Below are 15,089 nucleotides of genomic sequence, written 5' to 3'. Positions count from 1 at the left end.
CTCTGACCTGATCGCCGAGCCTCGGCGGACCACTTTCCACGCACACTTGCCCGACGTTGCTATTGAGACTTAATTTCAAATGAGCTAAGAAGGACATCCCCCTCATGAAGCGCCGTCTGTTCTTCCTCCACTCGTGGCTTGGCCTGATCGCCGGGCTCGGCTTGATTCTCATCGGCCTCACGGGCAGCGTGTTGGTGTTCAAGGACGAGCTGGATGGCGTGCTCTTCCCCCAGATGGTGAAAGCCGATCCGGCGGGTCGCGAGAGGTTGCCCTTTGATGTCCTGCTGGCCTCTGCCAAGAAGGCAGTCCCTGGCCATGAGATCATGTGGTGGGACATGGCCAGAGAGTCGGACCGCGCCGACTACGTCTATGTGGTGGTCCACGGCACGGAGATCTGGAAGGGCATCACCGTCAATCCCTACACGGGCGAACTGCTCGCCGGTCCGATGGAACGCGAAGACACCATCACAGGCTTGGCGCTCTCGCTGCACTATAGTTTCCTCGCGGACCACGTGGGTGAGTTCATTGCCGGTGTTTTTGGCGCCATGCTCTTCTTCCTGGGCATCACAGGTGTGTGGCTCTACCGCGGCTTCTGGAAGACGCTCTTCCTACTGCGCTGGGGCCGGAGTGCGCGCATCTTCTTCTCGGACTTCCACAAGATGGTGGGCATCACCTCTGTGGCCTTCAATCTCATCCTGGGCTTCACCGGCGGCTGGTGGAATCTGCGACACATCATCGGTCACCTGTGGGAAGAGGAAGCGCCCGAGGGTGAGCAGCCGCAGTACATCACGAAGTCGCACTATGCGGACACGATCTCGATGGAGGCGCTGCTGAAGAAAGCGCAGGGGACGATTCCCGGATTCAACGCGAGTGCCGTTTCGCTGCCGTCGGCTCCTGAGCTGGGCATCACGATCGTTGGACAAGCTGGAACTGGCATCCTGACCAGTCCCTACGGCAGCAGCGTGATGTTTGACCAGCAGACGGGAGAGCTGAAGGAAGCCAAGGACCTGAGACAGGGAAGTGTGTGGGAAAAGGTGGAAGACACCTTCCGTCCGCTGCACTTCGGGAACTTCGGTGGCCTGCCGGTGAAGATCCTCTGGTGCATCGGTGGACTGACGCCTGGCGTGCTTGCGGTGACGGGTTTCATCATGTGGCGGAAGCGGCGGAATCCCACACGGAAGAAGAAAGTCTCCGGCAAGGCCTCGGTGACATCAGACACGCGCGAGGAAGTCACGGAGCTGGCCGCGCGGCGTGTGCAGGATGCGTGAACGGAAGTAAGCGTACACCATGCGGCCTGGAAAGGCCGCGCTCCTTGGCCGGTTATTTCTGCCGCAGGTCGAAGCAGACGACCTTGTCCTTGCGGCGGACGATGAGACGTCCGTCGTAGGGGGCTGGTGTAGGACACCACATGGCCTCGACCTTGGCACGGCCGAGAAGTTGGTAACTTGTGGGGTCCGCCTTGATGAGGCGGAGGAAGATGCCGTTCTGCTCGATGCTGAGGATCTTTCCATCCACCAACAGGGGTGAGGTGATGGTGCTCTCCACGTCTTCCTGCCACTTCACCTTGCCATCGGCAAGGCTCACACACTGGTGTTTGCCACCGCACATGAGGTACACGTGACCTTCGTGGATGATGGGTGAGCCCGTGTAGCGACGTGACATCCACCAGTGGGACCAGAGCGTTTTGGGCGCGGCATCCTTCTGCGCGAGATAGCAACGCAGTCCCACATCTTGGGTGCCGCTGAAGATCACAAGGTGGTCTCCCTCAATCACCGGGGATGACTGGCCGCCGCCCTCCACTTCCCAACGCTTCTCACCCGTGGTGGGATCAAGGCCGATAAGTCCCTTGTTGGCGTTGCACACCAGGGTGGTCTTGCCGTCGCTGGTCTTCCAGAGAATGGGACTGGCGGTGTCCCCCTTCACGTCCTTGCTGGTCCAGAGGGACTTTCCCGTGGCGGCTTCCACACACATGAGACCACCAGCCATGACGTACACCTTGTCGTCATTCACCAGTGGTGAACTGCCTGCACCGGCAGGCTTGAGTTCCGTCTTCCAGACGAGCGAGCCCTTCTCCGCATCCACGGCATAGAGATGGGTGCTGCCGACGGCGTACACCTTGCCATCTACCACGGCGGGAGTGCCAGAGGTGCGGCGACCGGTGGGTTGGCCCTCGTGCTCAAACTTCCACAGTTCCTTCCCGGTTTGACCATCGAGGCACACGATTGTGTCACGACCGACTTTCAACGTGTCTGGAATCGCCTTGAGGATGCGCTCACGCACGGCGGCATCTGGAAACTCCGCTTCAGCCCAGGTCATCATCTCAGCGGCATTGGCGAAGGGCTTGTTCTGGCGCTTGGCCACCTTGTCGAGGAGTTCGACATCAATGGCGTTTTTCCCCTGCTTGAAGCGCTGCTCGGCCCAGGTGCCGAGCACGAGTTTCTGCTCTTCGTTGAAGTTGTCATCCACCCACTTCTTCGCCGCTTCATCGAGCGCCGTGCCGCGCGTGCTGCCGGGACGGCTCTTGCGCGCGTCCTCCATCTTCTTCGTGAGCTCCGGACCGAGTTGGTTGGTACCGCGATGCCCCACGGCACTCACGACTTCCTCATCGATGAGACGCGTCTCGGATGGCACGCGTGTGTGCCACACCACACTCAGATAAACGCGACCGCCGCTGACCACGGGACTGCTGTGGCCGCCATCGTGATCACTAGGGATGGTACCACTCTCCCAGATGGGTGTGAGGCTGCCCTCAGGAAGCGAACCGGCTATCGGCGTGGAGTCATCGCTGACGCCGTTGCGCTGCGAGCCACGCCATTGATTCCACTCCGCGTGGAGTGTGGCAGCGGACAAGCACGAGATTACAGCAAGGGGGGCAATGCGGCGCAGCATGGTGGGACCGGGTATTTCCATGCCAACGAATCGCCGTTGTCCCGTCTTGCACGGGAGCATGTATCACCAAAGATGCATGCTCCCAGATTGCAGCCAGAGGGACTAGCTGGCGAACTCAGCGATCACTTCGATCTCGACCAAGGAGCCGAGAGGAAGCTTCGCCACCTGGATGGTGGAGCGGGCGGGCTTGTGGCCTTCGTAGCCGGCTTCATAGATGGGGTTCACCTTGGGGAAATCGGCCATGTCCTGAAGGAACATGGTGGACTTCACCACGTTCTGGATGGTGAGACCTGCGCCGGCGAGCACGGCCTTGATGTTGGCGATGACCTGCAGGGCCTGGCCTTCCACGTCGGTGGCTTCGATCTTGCCGGTGGCCGGGTCGATCGGGATCTGGCCGGAGCAGAAGAGGAGATTGCCCGTACGCACGGCCTGGGAGTAGGGGCCGACAGCGGCGGGAGCGTTGGGTGCGGAGATGATTTGCATGGGGCGTGCAACTGAGCGGGCGCGGGGCGGGAGTCAACAGACAAGACGGCCCCGGTAGATTCTCATGCATCTTTCCAAACCCTGACGGCTCTGGACTTGAAGGGTCTCCAGACTTTTTACACCACCTCCACAGGCCTCCGGGCACGCCGAAAAAACATCCATCCGCCGATGCCGGCCATGGCAAGCGCGATCCATTGGTAACCGCTCAGACCGCCTCGCATCACGGGAGTTTCCCGCATCCATTCGTGGCCAAAGCGAAAGAGGCCGTACACAAACAAATAGAGAAAAAACAATCTCCCACGACAGAGCGATTTGGCGCGCAAGATCATGAGCACGGCAACCATGATGAGCTGGAATGCAAACTCCACCTCGGCAGCGGGCCATCGCGCGGGCAGCGCAGCGGCGTCCACGAAAGCGCCAGGGCGCAAGCGTGTGAGAACCCTTCCCTGACAACACCCCTGCAACACGCAGCCCACACGCCCAGCGGCGATGCCCAACGGGGCAATGATGGCAAAAAGGTCCCCCGTGCTCTTGCGGTAACCTGCCAGCCATTTCATCCCCTCCACACCAGCATAGCCACCGAGTAGACCACCCAGCACGCTCTTCCCCGTGGCCAGCCGGAACCAACGATCCGGGAGCGGCCAGTCCCGCCAGCCCTCCGCGAAAAGATAGGCCATCTTCGCTCCCAGAAAGGCACCCCCGAGCGCACCGAGGTAGACTACCATCAGGTCAGGATCCCGCCGGTTGCGGAAGTACCACCAGCCCGCACTCATGAGGATGGCCGCGACCATCAACCAACGATAGGAGCCCGCCAGCAGTGCGTCTGACCAATGAGGAGGCGGCGGCATGGCGAATCAAACGACGGACGCCTGGGTGCTGTAATAGCGGCAGAAGGAATCCAGTTTGCCGTCCGGCCGGATCACATGGGTACAGCAGCGATCGATGCGATCCTCATCCCATGTCCAGGAATCCATGAACGGCTTTACCATGATGCGGAAGGCCATGCTGCGGGTGCGCTCAAGGGTCTTCAGCAGTTCACCGAGGTCCGTGTTCTCACAACCGCAGCGCGCCAGGTCCTCCAGCGTGTAGTGCATCTTATCCTGGAGGAACCCCTGCAGTCTGGTGAAGTCCATGAAATCACTCACGTGCCAAACGTGTGCTCCCTGCCTGATGAGATAACCGATGGTGGCGCAGTTCGGATCTCCACAGGGCAGTGGTGTGAAGTCCTCCACGCGAAGCTGTCCACTGCTCTGCCCGACCACGGCTTTTAGAATATCCGCCGTGTTCAGCCGGTCGTGCCGCTGGCGCTGGAGACTGCCGTGCGTCGTACCTTGAGTTTCACGAGCGGCTGCGGATGGGACCGCTCGTCGGCCGCTGTCAAAGACGGGCTGGAAGGTGATGCCATGCACTACCTCCCTCTGCAGGCCGAAGTGCACCGCTTCCCACAAGGAGGGAAGATTCTCCGTCGTGACCGTCATGGCCAGTGTCACGGGTAGACCCGCGGCTGCGCACTGGGCGAGGGCTTCCTCACGCAGAGTTCGCAAGTCAGCCCCTCTCAGGGTTCGCTGGCCCTGCTCCTGCACCCCATCGAACTGAAGATAGATCTGCACTCCACTACCACCAAAGACTTCGCTCAACCGAAGCGCAAACTCCTGTTCCTTCGCAAGCCGGACACCGTTGGTATTGAGCAGGACAAAATCGATCTTCGGATGCTCTTTAATCCACGCGCAGAGCTCGAAGAGATGGGGATGAAGGGTGGGCTCGCCACCGCTCAGTTGCAGAATCTCAATCCCACCCTTCCGATCAATCACCCCCTGGATCCGCTGCTTGATGTCTTCCAAGGGCACTGCGTTCACCTTGGAACCGGCGCCGAGGGGAGAATCCGCATAGCATGTGGGACAGGCGAGATTGCAGGAATGGACGATCTCAATCAGCGCCAGGCAGGTGGAGAGCATTTCAAAAGGCTGTGTCCCGTGTCCGGCCGCGTTCCGTCCCAGCGTGCCCGCAGCTGCACCATCCGCAGAGCAGCAGGCACTACCCGGGCAGCACTCACGATTTTCCTCCTTGCCCTGTGCGAGCCAGTAAAAACGCTCGTCACTGGCCAGGCACGCGCTGAACTCCCCATGCGTGGCACAGGTGCGCTGGAGGTACACCCTGCCCCAGCGGCTCACGACACGCGCGGGGCAGGCAGCCTGACAAACGGGACAACGGGACGTGGTGTGCTTCAGCACAGTGTCCGGGGAAGAAGAGGTCGAAAGCATGGAATGAACGCCACTCATGGGGCTTCCCGGAACATGAGCGTCGGCAACCTCCTGGGGAAAATCAAAAATCCGGCGACCATCATCGACGGCATCAATGGATGAATGATCCGCCGGAGGAGAATGACACCAGGCATCCTGCGAACCAAGCGGCAGTACCGATGGCTACGCTTGCCAGAAAGAAGACAATGGTCATGCCGAAGGCGGCTCCGACTCCCGAGCCTCGCCGCGCGCAGAAACCCTGCGCTAAGAGCACCGACGTCACGAACTGGCAGAGCAACGCGAAGGCCGTCAGCAAGACCACGACTGAGTCACCCCGGAGCTTGAATAACAGCATGACGAGCCACCCAAGGACAGGTAGAACGACCGAGGACACCACCCAGGCAATCCAGCGGGAACCCGTGTTTATCGTCGGATCCGGCTCTGAAGGCGACGGGGGGCGCGTCCGCGGCACATAAGGCGGAGGATCGGGAGGTTGATTCTCGGTGCTCATGAGTCTGTTACCTCGCGGGCGATGGTTTCCCATTCAGCGTCGATCTCCCCACGCGAGCGCGCCGGTTTGCGGGCCTTGGCGTACCAGTAGCCAGCATTGCCGATGTCCCCCTCAATCAAATGCAGCAGGGCGTGAATCCACGAACCCATGGGAGTGTGGATGTCCTGGGCAATCTCATGCGCCTCATGCCAGTTCCCCTTCTTCGCGTGCCAAAGGGCCTCCGCCTCGGGGGACAATCCGGCGGGCGGCGCGGCATCAGACTTGGCGGATTGGGCGAGTTCGGCAGCAGTCATGGCGGGACTCATGGCAGGCGCAGACGCCTGCCGCAAGACATTCCCTTTCCCTGCCCGAGCGTACTGACTGCGCCGACTCTGCTGCTACTTCGCGAGCGGGAGGTTGTTCTTATCGAGGAATTTCCCCATGGCAATCATCACGATGTCGATCAATACCCAAACGCCGGCTCCACCACAGGTGACGAGCTGAAGAATCGCAGTGCCCGTTTTTCCGACGTAGAAGCGGTGACCGCCTGCAAACCCAAGGAAGATGGCCAGAAGCAATGCGGGTAGGAATTTCTTGTCGCTCATGGATTTGAGAGTGTGGATTGGTGCACAGACTGACGCACGGAGTCTGCCAAAGTCCCCGGAACTGTCACGTTTTTTGTGCGCATGGCAAAAAGTGGATCTTGTGGGATTGCCCTGTTTTGCTAAGGTTTCCTTTACCGGCGCATGAAGAGCGAGACTGCCAGCATCTTCCCCGGCACGCGATGGACCTTGATCGCGCGTCTCCAAGGGTCGCCCACGGAAACCGCGCTCCGGGCCTGGGATGACGTCTGCCGCGCCTACTGGAAACCGGTGCATGCCTACATCCGCCGGCACCTCAATGGCCAGGACGATGTGGATGACCTGGGGCAGGAATTCTTCTGCATGCTCATTCGCGAAAACCTGCTGAAGGAGGTGGACGCTGCGCACGGGAAACTGCGCGCCTGGATGCTGATGTTGCTCAAGCGATTCCTGTACGATGCCTGGACACGCACCCAGACCAAGAAACGCGGCGGCCACCTCATGCGAGTCAGCCTGGAGGAGGAGGAGGTGCCTGCGAGGCATCTCCAAGAGGGTCCGGATGACAGCGTGCTGTTTGACCGTCAATGGGCCTTCACCCTCATTGAGCGTGTCTTTGCCCGTCTGCGCGAGGAACACCAGAACCCCACGCGCAGGCGTACTTTCGAAGCCCTGCTTCCCCTGCTCCTGAGCACACCTCCAGGCATGGTGCGGGAAGTGGCGCAGCAGCAGGGCATGGAGGAAGGAACCGTGAAGGTGGCACTCCATCGCCTGAGACATCGCTTTGGCACCTGTCTCCGTGAGGAGGTGGCCACCACCGTGGACTCGGCGGACCAGATCGAGGAAGAGCTGCGGCACCTGCTCAAGGTCATCGGCACCGCTTCGTGAAACAAAACGTGCGCTCCCTGTAACCCTTCATCCCTGATTCAAGATGCACCCTGTGAAAGGAGGTCCGGATACAACCACCGGACCACTGTGCCATGAATCAGGCCCATACCGCGACCGCTGCCATCCTGCGTCCCACCTGCATCACTCTCGCCGTGCTCTTCCTGGGGGCATGCTCGACAGGCGGGACCCGCTACGGCACACCGCCGCCCATTGCCAAGGTGCTGTATCAATCCTATCCCAATGCGAAGCACCTCGATCCCCCGGGCCCTCACACGCCGCTGACGCCGGAGCCGACGCCCACCCTTGCCGAAGCCACGCTCATCCCGGTGTCTCGAGGTTTGTGCATCACGGGAAGGGCAGCGCTGATCCCCTTCGCGATCGGGGGTGGACTCATGGCGGGCCGACCCGATGCATCAATGGCGATGATCGAAGCCGCACTCGACGAGCCCCTGCCATCTGCACCTTGATACCGCTCCTGCCGGTCGGCAGGAGTTTGCCAGCATTCCAAACCTGAAGTGTGCCATCCCACGCATGGCGACTCCCTCTCCTGCGCATGTCACAGCAGCCTGCCCGGTGTGCGGCAATCCCGTGCCCGAGCAGGCTCCGGAGTTCCTGTGCCCGGCGTGTCTCCTGAAGCTGGCGACTTGCCACAGTACCGGTAACGATGGTGGCACGATGGAAGGCGTGGACACGCCTGCGGAGGAATCAGCCCACAAGACGACCACGTCCTTCAAGGTGGGATTCCACGTGGGGGCGTACGAAATCCTTCGCGAGATCGGCCGTGGCGGCATGGGCAAGGTGTATGAGGCCCGCCACGCCAAACTGAACCGGAAGGTGGCGCTCAAGGTGCTGCCATGGGCGGACTTTGCCTCACCAGAGCAGTTGGAGAGGTTTCGCCGGGAGGCGGAGGCAGCGGCTCGCCTGCAGCATCCCAACATCATCGCGGTGCACGAATGGGGATACCACGAGAACTGTCCCTACATGGCCATGCAACTGGTGGAAAACGCCAGAAGCCTGGCGGATGAAATTGCCAGAGGTGCGCTGCCCATGCGGCGCGCGGCACAGCTTGTCGCCACCGTCGCAAGGGCGGTGCACTTTTCCCACCAGCATGGGATCCTGCATCGCGACATCAAGCCAAGCAACATCCTCCTCAATGAGGCGGGCAATCCGCTTCTGGTGGACTTTGGTCTGGCGCGATTGGATGACGCCGCCTTCTCCCTCACGCGCTCGGATCTGGTGTTTGGCACTCCGGCCTACATGTCTCCCGAACAGGCTACGGGAGAGGATCTCACCACGGCGTGTGATGTGTACAGCCTGGGCGCGGTGCTCTACGAGGCTCTGAGTGGTCGACCGCTTTTCCGGGGTAAGACCGTGGCGGAAACCCTGCGGCAGGTGGTGGAGCGCGAACCGCAACCTCTGAGGGTGCAATGCAGTACGATGGATCGGGAACTGGAGATCATCTGCCTCAAATGCGTGGAGAAAAAAGTCGAGCGAAGGTATGACTCCGCCCTGGCGCTCGCCGAGGATCTGGAACACTGGCTCAAGGACATGCCCATCCGTGCGAGAGCGAGCACCATCACCTCGCGCGCGATGAAGTGGGCACGGCGGAGGCCCGGTGTCGCCGTCCTGAGCGTCGCGCTGGTTCTCACGGCGCTGATTGGACTCGCCGGCGTGTTCATCAACTGGACCGAAGCCGTACAGGCTCGCAAAGAGCAGACCAGCATCTTGTGGGATTCTCTCCTCTCCGAAGCCCGGGCACGGCGATGGAGCCATCAGCCGGGTGCTCGCTATCTCGCCATTGAATCGCTGCAGCGCGCCGCCGCCATCCGCCCCTCCATGGAGTTGCAGAACGAAGCCGTGGCCGTGCTCGTCATCTCCGACTTGCGTCCTGCGGAAGTGTGGGAGGGCAATCCTGATCGTCAGCCCATCGTGGCTCTGAGTACCGACTTCACCCTCACGGCTCATGCGTTGAAGGACGGCACGGTGGTGGTGACGGAGCGAGCTTCATCCAAACAAGTGTCGGTGCTGCCGGGCGAAGGAAAAGCGGCATCACGGCTCATCCGCTTCAGTCCTGATGCCCACTGGCTGGCGGTCGGATACGAGAGCTCCGCAGACCGCATCATGGATGTGAAAGTGTGGGACTGGAAGAATGCCACCTTGATCCACCAGTGGCATGGCGTGCACGACGGCGCGCTGAGTTTCTGGTCCGACGCCTCTCGCATCTGTGTGTGCCTGGATCGCGAACTTCGTATTTACGAGTTGGCTCATGGCTCGCTGCAGGGGGCACCAGTGGCCCTCCCTGCGGAGGCCAGGATGGTGGCAGTGTCACCGCGCGGCGACTTTCTGGCCATCAACTTTGTCAGCAACGAAGCAATGCCTGAAGGTCGTGTCATGCTGCTCGACCTGCGACAGGCAGAAGTAAAAACGTCCTGGCTGGACCATCCCGCCACGGTGGGACGCTTTGCATGGCACCCGCGGATGAACTGGCTCGCCGTTCCCTCGCCACGAGAGCGAACCATCCGCATCTGGGATGCCGAGACTGGGACGCTTCGACAGATGATTTCCGGTCCACTGGATAATGTTTACGAGGCCGTCTGGAATCCCGGAGGAGAACTCATCGCCACCGGCTCGCGGGATGGCAGCCTGAAGCTGTGGGATGCGACCACCGGGGAAATGTATGTGTCCCAGGAGTCCACCACGGAGCACCTGCAATTCTCCACGGACGGTTCACGTCTCGGTGTGGGGCAGGATGGCACGCGTGTGCGATTGTATGAGGTGACTTCGCTCGGAGCGTGTCGTCGCCTGCGCAGTCCGTCCGATGGCACGGTCTATCGTGCTGCTTGGAATCACGATGGATCAATCATTGGAGCTACATCGGAGAAGGTGCGCTTCTGGAATGCGGAGGGCTACGAGCTGGCCTCACTGAATTTCCAGGCGCCGCGCGGTCTCTTCTTCTGCAAGGACTCTCTGATCGTCACCGGCGGTAGTGGTGTCTGGCGCTGGCCCATGCAGACGCAGACATCCGGCAAGAAGCTGCAGGTCGTGCTGGACGAACCAGAAGCGCTCACTCGTGACCCCTCTCACGGATATTCGGCGCTGGCCGGAGATGAGCAACGACTGGCGGTGGTGTTTGATGATGGAGTGCGTGTATTCAACCTCAGCAGCCGTGGTTCTGCACCACTGACGCTCACCGGTCATGCGCGAGCTCACACCGTCTCGATGAGTCCGGATGGGCGTCTCGTGGCGACGGGCACCTATGCGATGGGCAATGATGTGTGGGTGTGGAATGCGCAGACCGGTGAGGTCGTGCAGAAGCTCGCCATCCCGGGAGGCGCCGCGGTCGCATTTGCCGTGAATGGCAAGTGGCTCATCACCGGAAGCTCGGAGGAGTTCCGCTGCTGGGACACCAGCACGTGGAAGCCGGGTGCCGTGCATCCCAAGCACGACCAGATTGGAGATCACATCGCCATGAGCCCGCGCGGAACCGTCGCCGCCATTCCCTACGCGAGGAACAAGGTGAAGATGGTGAATGCAGAAACCCTGGAGGACGTCGGCGAGCCAGACTGCGGTCCGCATGTGCCGCTGTGTTTCGGTCCTGATGGATCCCAATTCCTCTCCGCGAATCCTCAGGGCTTCCTGTTCCAGTGGGACATGGCGTGGATACGCCAGGAGGTCGCGCGACTGCGGCTGGATTGGAAGTTCACGCCGCTCGTTCATCAGCCATCACCTCTGGTGGAGGAGATGATCGTACCCAAAAAAGGCGTGCCCTGAGAACACGAGCACGAGTGCTGACACCTAGGAACCGGGAGCCAGGGCGGCAGCAGCTTTGGCCTGGGCAGCCTCGGCCTTGCGCATGATCTCATCCGGAGACGGCAGGGCGGCGAGCACCTCGGCTGGGATGAAGCCATCCTGCGCCATCTTGGTGAGGCACTTCTTGCGTTCATCCAGCGCCTTGTCCGCGCTGCGCTCCTTGCTGAAACGGCTCTTCGCGGCCTCGCTGCGATCGCGCAGGCGGGAGTAGATATCGCCTCCGAGCAGGCTGGTGATGTCCACCTTCATCTTCTCGCGACGGAGATCCTCGTCATTCACCACGTCGCCATTGATGGGACCGGCGGAGTATTTCGGGAACATGATGGCCACCTCCGGGCACACGCGGGAGCAGGCGGGACAGTTCGTCTTGCAGTTGTCGTTGTTCTCGACCTGGATCTTGCCGATGTCGCTGACGCTGTACACGTCGAACAAGCAGAAGCTCAGGCACTGCATGCAGTTCGTGCAGCGGGAGTAGTCGATGACGGGGAACCACGGCTTCCACGTCCCGGGCTGGTTCATGGGCTCAGCGCCGCGCACCTTCTCCACAAGTTCCAACACCGCCTCGGCATCGAGTCCGGTGATGTCGCGCGACTGGATGCTGACCTGGCCGGTGACGTCCTCGAGATTGGGCGCCTGCTTTTCGGGAAACAAACCCAGCACCAGCAGACTGCGATCATCGTGTGGCATCGCGCCGCCGCCTTGAGCCGTGGCACGTGTGACCACATAGCCCTTGTCCAGTAGCGCGACCATGACCTGGGTCCTGGCCTCGACGGAGAGAGGGATGGCGCCGTTGCCTTCGTAAAGGACGACGCGAAGCGGGCGGGCGGTGTGGGTGATCATGGGATGGCGTAAGCAGCCTCCTGCTCGCGCAGCATGGCTGTGTAAAGGGGATCTTCGGGAGGGAACTCGACGTTTTCGTAGAGGTCGACGAGCGGAATTTCGATGCCAAGGGCGGGGAGTTTTGCGACGGCGTCCATGCGCGCATACGCGGTGTAGAGCCATTGAGAGCCACCGCCTTCCGGGCGTTCGTAGACTTCAACAAGGGGATGGCTTTGCGAAATGAGAATGTAGAGCCTCATCGAGGCAACCTGCTGATACGCCTCGAACTTCCCCCCCCGGTCATACGCCTCGGTGGAACTGGAGAGAACCTCAAAGATGGCTGATGGGTTGGCAGGAGCATTCTTCTCCTCTTCCGTGACTTCCAGCGGTTCACAGAACACGCTTGCATCGGGGTAGGCACCCTTGTTTGCGTGCGTGAGCAGAATCATCAAGTCGGAATCAAATGGCTGGCACTTCTTTCCGCGCAGGCGGGTACCAAGCTCTCGCATCAAGTTCACCTTGATTTTGCTGTGCGGAATCGTCCCCCCAGACATCGCCAACATCTCACCCACCGGGTACATGTAGCCATCCCGGTACTCATGCTTGAACTCTGACTCACGTTCCCGGCGCAGGTACTCCTGCATGGTCATCGGACCGATGCGCGTCACCTGTTTCGGAGCCTGGGGCACAGGCTGTCTGGCGGGAGTGGACATGACCCAGAGTATACGTGGGAAAAACGAAAAAGATCACTCCGCTTTCAGCATGCCATCCGCAACTTCCTCCGCACTCTGGGCGCGCATGTTGAGCACCTCCGCGCCCTCCTCGGGCAGCGGGGAGCCACACTGGCGGAAAAGACCGCGCACCACGCGGGGATAGCAGGCAGCGATGCGCAGCGGGGTGGTCTCCGCAAAGGCTTTGAGCCGTGGGTCGCGATGAGCCGCCATCTCGCAAAGATCGGAGACGGATTCAAAGCTCGCGCCAGATTCGCACAGCTTCTCCAGCACGCCATTCTTCACGCCCTGCGGCACCACCTGGGCATAGGCACAGCGGCAGTAGAGGAGCTTGGGGGCTTGGGAAGAGGGCTCGGACATGGTCACAGGACAACTATGCTACGCCTGCAAGCCGGGTACAAGGGGCATTCGCGAGGCCAAAACAATCAAAGCTCCGTCCTCACTTGCATTCAACACCGCACGACCAACTTCCTGCTGTCATATCGACGGTTCGAATGCCATCTGGATGGACCTCATGATGGCGACCATGCAAAAAATCAAAACCAACAGGGTGGCTCCATAGCCAACTTTAGTCTGCGATTCGGAAATCAAAGGCACACGTTCCTCCATATCTGCGCGCAAGGTGGCAACCACTCCCCAGACAAGAGGGATCAAAAGCATCCACGGCACCACATAGGGCAGGGCACTAACCGTCAGATACAAGCGATGCGGCCTGATACCGTCGTCCGTGAGTTGCGTCGAGTTGTACAACTTCAGCATCGTCCGGGCAATCAGACAAGTGCCCACAATCGCCATGACCTGCAGGACACAAAGGATACCGACGACCTTGGGAGGGAATTTCAGCATGGCTGTCGCCAAGCCTACCCATTCACCCATCCACTGTCACGCCTTCAAATCCTTGTACACCCCGAAGTCCGTGTAGAAGAACCGCTTCGCGACCCAATACATCCAGTGTTTCTCGGGGATGTTCTCCTCCTTCACCCACTGGCTCGGGCGCGGGGTCATCCGCTCCAGTTCGGCGATGGCAGTCTGGCGAACCGTGGTGTCTTTGGCGCCGTGCTTGAGCACGAGTTGCTTCACCACGTCCGGACGCTCCAGGACCACGCAGCCGCGGGTGTGTTCTGCGGAAGTCTTGCGGAAGTCGGCAAGGAAGGCGCTGTTCGTGAAGGTCTCGAAAAGACCACGCTTGTCCGTGATGTCTTCAGTAGCGAACTGGATGATGGGACAGGGCTCGATGCTGCCCTTCGGGCTCACGTGATGGCTGATGCCCGTGGCCATGGGGCACAAGGCTTGGCCAGCGTGGTCGTAGTAGGCATCTACGATGGCGATGGGCTTGCGCGCACGCATGTTCACAATGAAGCGGCGTGCCCGCTGGATCTGCTTGGGATTCAGCGCGAGCTGTTCATTGATCTTCGGTCCCACGGGACGGTAGGTGTGATACCACGTGTAGTGCACACCCATGTCGATGAGCTTGTCCAGCCAGGCTTCGCTGAGCAGGTCATCAAGATTCGTCTGGCAGAGGCTGGTGGCCACGCCGGTGAGGAGCTTCTGCTCCAGGCAGTGTTGCAGGCCACGCAGGGTGCGATTGAGCACATCCTTGTTGCCGCGGCGTTCGTCGCTCACCGTCTTGCTGCCTTCGATGCTGATGAGGGGTGTGGCATTGCCGATCTGCCGCATGGCGCGCGCAGCCTTCTCGGTGATGAGCTGGCCGTTCGTGAAGACCTGGAAGTAGCAATCGGGATGCTGCGCGAGGAAGTCGAGCAGTTCGGGATGCATGAAGGGCTCGCCACCGAGAATGCCAAAGAAGCTGTTCCCGTGCTCGCGGGCGTCATTGACCGTGCGGTTCAGCGTATCGAGGTCGATGGCGTTACGTGGAGCCTCCACGTCCACCCAACAGCCCTGGCAGCGCAGATTGCACGAGTTCAGGATGCTGAGGTAGAGGAAGGGCGGGAAGTGGATGCCCTGCTTCATCCGCTTCTTGAACAGCATCACGGAGCGCGCGCCCTTGAAGCCAAAGTTCCACGCCATCTTGGCGAGGCACTTGGGGTCCACGGTGCTGAGGATGCGGTTGGAGAGGGAGAAAATCATGCGAGCGGGGTACCATCGCACGGATGGCAAGTCCGGGCGTGCATTCTGTATGCCTACGACTGGCAGGTGCAGA

The 15,089-nt window shown here is 60.9% G+C and carries 16 protein-coding genes; 4 read left to right on the top strand and 12 right to left on the bottom strand.

Translation table 11 applies throughout. The annotated features are described in order from the left end of the window. Window positions 1-104 precede the first annotated feature (104 nt). Window positions 105-1,268 (top strand): PepSY-associated TM helix domain-containing protein, encoded by a 1,164-nt coding sequence (locus G5S37_RS03965; protein WP_165201061.1) that lies wholly within the window; start codon window positions 105-107, stop codon window positions 1,266-1,268. 52 nt (window positions 1,269-1,320) lie between these two features. Here G5S37_RS03965 and G5S37_RS03960 read toward each other — a convergent pair whose 3' ends face one another. From G5S37_RS03960 to G5S37_RS03930, 7 genes are all read right to left on the bottom strand, one after another. Further along, window positions 1,321-2,889, bottom strand: a complete 1,569-nt coding sequence (locus G5S37_RS03960; protein ID WP_206026297.1) for a PQQ-binding-like beta-propeller repeat protein — start codon at window positions 2,887-2,889, stop codon at window positions 1,321-1,323. Window positions 2,890-2,991: 102 nt separating this feature from the next. Next, window positions 2,992-3,372 (bottom strand): Rid family detoxifying hydrolase, encoded by a 381-nt coding sequence (locus G5S37_RS03955; RefSeq protein WP_165201057.1) that lies wholly within the window; start codon window positions 3,370-3,372, stop codon window positions 2,992-2,994. A gap of 116 nt (window positions 3,373-3,488) precedes the next feature. Continuing rightward, window positions 3,489-4,220, bottom strand: a complete 732-nt coding sequence (locus G5S37_RS03950; protein ID WP_165201055.1) for a prolipoprotein diacylglyceryl transferase family protein — start codon at window positions 4,218-4,220, stop codon at window positions 3,489-3,491. 6 nt (window positions 4,221-4,226) lie between these two features. Further along, window positions 4,227-5,633, bottom strand: a complete 1,407-nt coding sequence (locus G5S37_RS03945; protein WP_165201053.1) for a radical SAM protein — start codon at window positions 5,631-5,633, stop codon at window positions 4,227-4,229. A gap of 91 nt (window positions 5,634-5,724) precedes the next feature. Beyond that, window positions 5,725-6,123, bottom strand: a complete 399-nt coding sequence (locus tag G5S37_RS03940; RefSeq protein WP_165201051.1) for a hypothetical protein — start codon at window positions 6,121-6,123, stop codon at window positions 5,725-5,727. Next, window positions 6,120-6,416, bottom strand: coding sequence for a hypothetical protein (locus G5S37_RS03935; protein WP_165201049.1), 297 nt, complete (start codon window positions 6,414-6,416; stop codon window positions 6,120-6,122). Before G5S37_RS03935 ends, G5S37_RS03940 begins: the two co-directional genes overlap by 4 nt. Before the next feature lie 84 nt (window positions 6,417-6,500). Next, entirely contained in the window at window positions 6,501-6,707 is a 207-nt protein-coding gene (locus G5S37_RS03930; protein ID WP_165201047.1) for a TM2 domain-containing protein, read from the bottom strand. 141 nt (window positions 6,708-6,848) lie between these two features. On the opposite strand from G5S37_RS03930, the gene G5S37_RS03925 reads away from it, so the two are divergent. The 3 genes from G5S37_RS03925 (at window position 6,849) to G5S37_RS03915 (ending at window position 11,339) form a co-directional block, all read left to right on the top strand. Next, window positions 6,849-7,568: a sigma-70 family RNA polymerase sigma factor gene (locus G5S37_RS03925; RefSeq protein ID WP_165201045.1), complete on the top strand. Its 720-nt coding sequence runs from the start codon at window positions 6,849-6,851 to the stop codon at window positions 7,566-7,568. Window positions 7,569-7,660: 92 nt separating this feature from the next. Beyond that, complete coding sequence (locus G5S37_RS03920) at window positions 7,661-8,035, top strand: hypothetical protein (RefSeq protein WP_165201043.1); 375 nt, start codon at window positions 7,661-7,663, stop codon at window positions 8,033-8,035. Window positions 8,036-8,099: 64 nt separating this feature from the next. Continuing rightward, window positions 8,100-11,339, top strand: a complete 3,240-nt coding sequence (locus G5S37_RS03915) for a WD40 repeat domain-containing serine/threonine protein kinase (RefSeq protein ID WP_165201041.1) — start codon at window positions 8,100-8,102, stop codon at window positions 11,337-11,339. A 24-nt stretch (window positions 11,340-11,363) separates the two neighbouring features. On the opposite strand, the gene G5S37_RS03910 is transcribed toward G5S37_RS03915, so the two are convergent. The 5 genes from G5S37_RS03910 to G5S37_RS03890 all read right to left on the bottom strand — a co-directional run bounded on the left by G5S37_RS03910 (window position 11,364) and on the right by G5S37_RS03890 (window position 15,016). After that, on the bottom strand, window positions 11,364-12,218 hold the full coding sequence (locus tag G5S37_RS03910) for a ferredoxin family protein (protein ID WP_165201039.1): 855 nt from the start codon (window positions 12,216-12,218) through the stop codon (window positions 11,364-11,366). Then, window positions 12,215-12,910, bottom strand: a complete 696-nt coding sequence (locus G5S37_RS03905) for a Uma2 family endonuclease (RefSeq protein WP_165201037.1) — start codon at window positions 12,908-12,910, stop codon at window positions 12,215-12,217. The genes G5S37_RS03910 and G5S37_RS03905 overlap by 4 nt, the downstream gene beginning before the upstream one ends. A gap of 33 nt (window positions 12,911-12,943) precedes the next feature. Continuing rightward, window positions 12,944-13,288, bottom strand: a complete 345-nt coding sequence (locus G5S37_RS03900; RefSeq protein ID WP_165201036.1) for a hypothetical protein — start codon at window positions 13,286-13,288, stop codon at window positions 12,944-12,946. A 117-nt stretch (window positions 13,289-13,405) separates the two neighbouring features. Further along, window positions 13,406-13,774, bottom strand: coding sequence for a hypothetical protein (locus G5S37_RS03895; protein ID WP_165201034.1), 369 nt, complete (start codon window positions 13,772-13,774; stop codon window positions 13,406-13,408). Window positions 13,775-13,810: 36 nt separating this feature from the next. Beyond that, window positions 13,811-15,016 carry a radical SAM/SPASM domain-containing protein gene (locus G5S37_RS03890; RefSeq protein WP_165201032.1) on the bottom strand — a complete coding sequence of 402 codons (1,206 nt, stop codon included), beginning with the start codon at window positions 15,014-15,016 and terminating at the stop codon, window positions 13,811-13,813. Window positions 15,017-15,089 lie beyond the last annotated feature (73 nt).

This window comes from Roseimicrobium sp. ORNL1 (assembly GCF_011044495.1).
GTDB lineage: Bacteria > Verrucomicrobiota > Verrucomicrobiia > Verrucomicrobiales > Verrucomicrobiaceae > Roseimicrobium.
Note: the sequence above shows the minus strand (reverse complement) of the source record. Positions and strands in the feature narration are given on the sequence as shown.

Excerpts from the sequence above, each read along its gene's own strand:
- G5S37_RS03905 (WP_165201037.1), bottom strand. The coding sequence starts at position 12,910 with ATGTCCACTCCCGCCAGACAGCCTGTGCCCCAGGCTCCGAAACAGGTG.
- G5S37_RS03900 (WP_165201036.1), bottom strand. The coding sequence starts at position 13,288 with ATGTCCGAGCCCTCTTCCCAAGCCCCCAAGCTCCTCTACTGCCGCTGT.
- G5S37_RS03955 (WP_165201057.1), bottom strand. The coding sequence starts at position 3,372 with ATGCAAATCATCTCCGCACCCAACGCTCCCGCCGCTGTCGGCCCCTAC.
- G5S37_RS03915 (WP_165201041.1), top strand. The coding sequence starts at position 8,100 with ATGGCGACTCCCTCTCCTGCGCATGTCACAGCAGCCTGCCCGGTGTGC.
- G5S37_RS03920 (WP_165201043.1), top strand. The coding sequence starts at position 7,661 with ATGAATCAGGCCCATACCGCGACCGCTGCCATCCTGCGTCCCACCTGC.
- G5S37_RS03925 (WP_165201045.1), top strand. The coding sequence starts at position 6,849 with ATGAAGAGCGAGACTGCCAGCATCTTCCCCGGCACGCGATGGACCTTG.
- G5S37_RS03960 (WP_206026297.1), bottom strand. The coding sequence starts at position 2,889 with ATGCTGCGCCGCATTGCCCCCCTTGCTGTAATCTCGTGCTTGTCCGCT.
- G5S37_RS03945 (WP_165201053.1), bottom strand. The coding sequence starts at position 5,633 with ATGCTTTCGACCTCTTCTTCCCCGGACACTGTGCTGAAGCACACCACG.
- G5S37_RS03935 (WP_165201049.1), bottom strand. The coding sequence starts at position 6,416 with ATGACTGCTGCCGAACTCGCCCAATCCGCCAAGTCTGATGCCGCGCCG.
- G5S37_RS03950 (WP_165201055.1), bottom strand. The coding sequence starts at position 4,220 with ATGCCGCCGCCTCCTCATTGGTCAGACGCACTGCTGGCGGGCTCCTAT.
- G5S37_RS03895 (WP_165201034.1), bottom strand. The coding sequence starts at position 13,774 with ATGCTGAAATTCCCTCCCAAGGTCGTCGGTATCCTTTGTGTCCTGCAG.
- G5S37_RS03890 (WP_165201032.1), bottom strand. The coding sequence starts at position 15,016 with ATGATTTTCTCCCTCTCCAACCGCATCCTCAGCACCGTGGACCCCAAG.
- G5S37_RS03930 (WP_165201047.1), bottom strand. The coding sequence starts at position 6,707 with ATGAGCGACAAGAAATTCCTACCCGCATTGCTTCTGGCCATCTTCCTT.
- G5S37_RS03910 (WP_165201039.1), bottom strand. The coding sequence starts at position 12,218 with ATGATCACCCACACCGCCCGCCCGCTTCGCGTCGTCCTTTACGAAGGC.
- G5S37_RS03940 (WP_165201051.1), bottom strand. The coding sequence starts at position 6,123 with ATGAGCACCGAGAATCAACCTCCCGATCCTCCGCCTTATGTGCCGCGG.
- G5S37_RS03965 (WP_165201061.1), top strand. The coding sequence starts at position 105 with ATGAAGCGCCGTCTGTTCTTCCTCCACTCGTGGCTTGGCCTGATCGCC.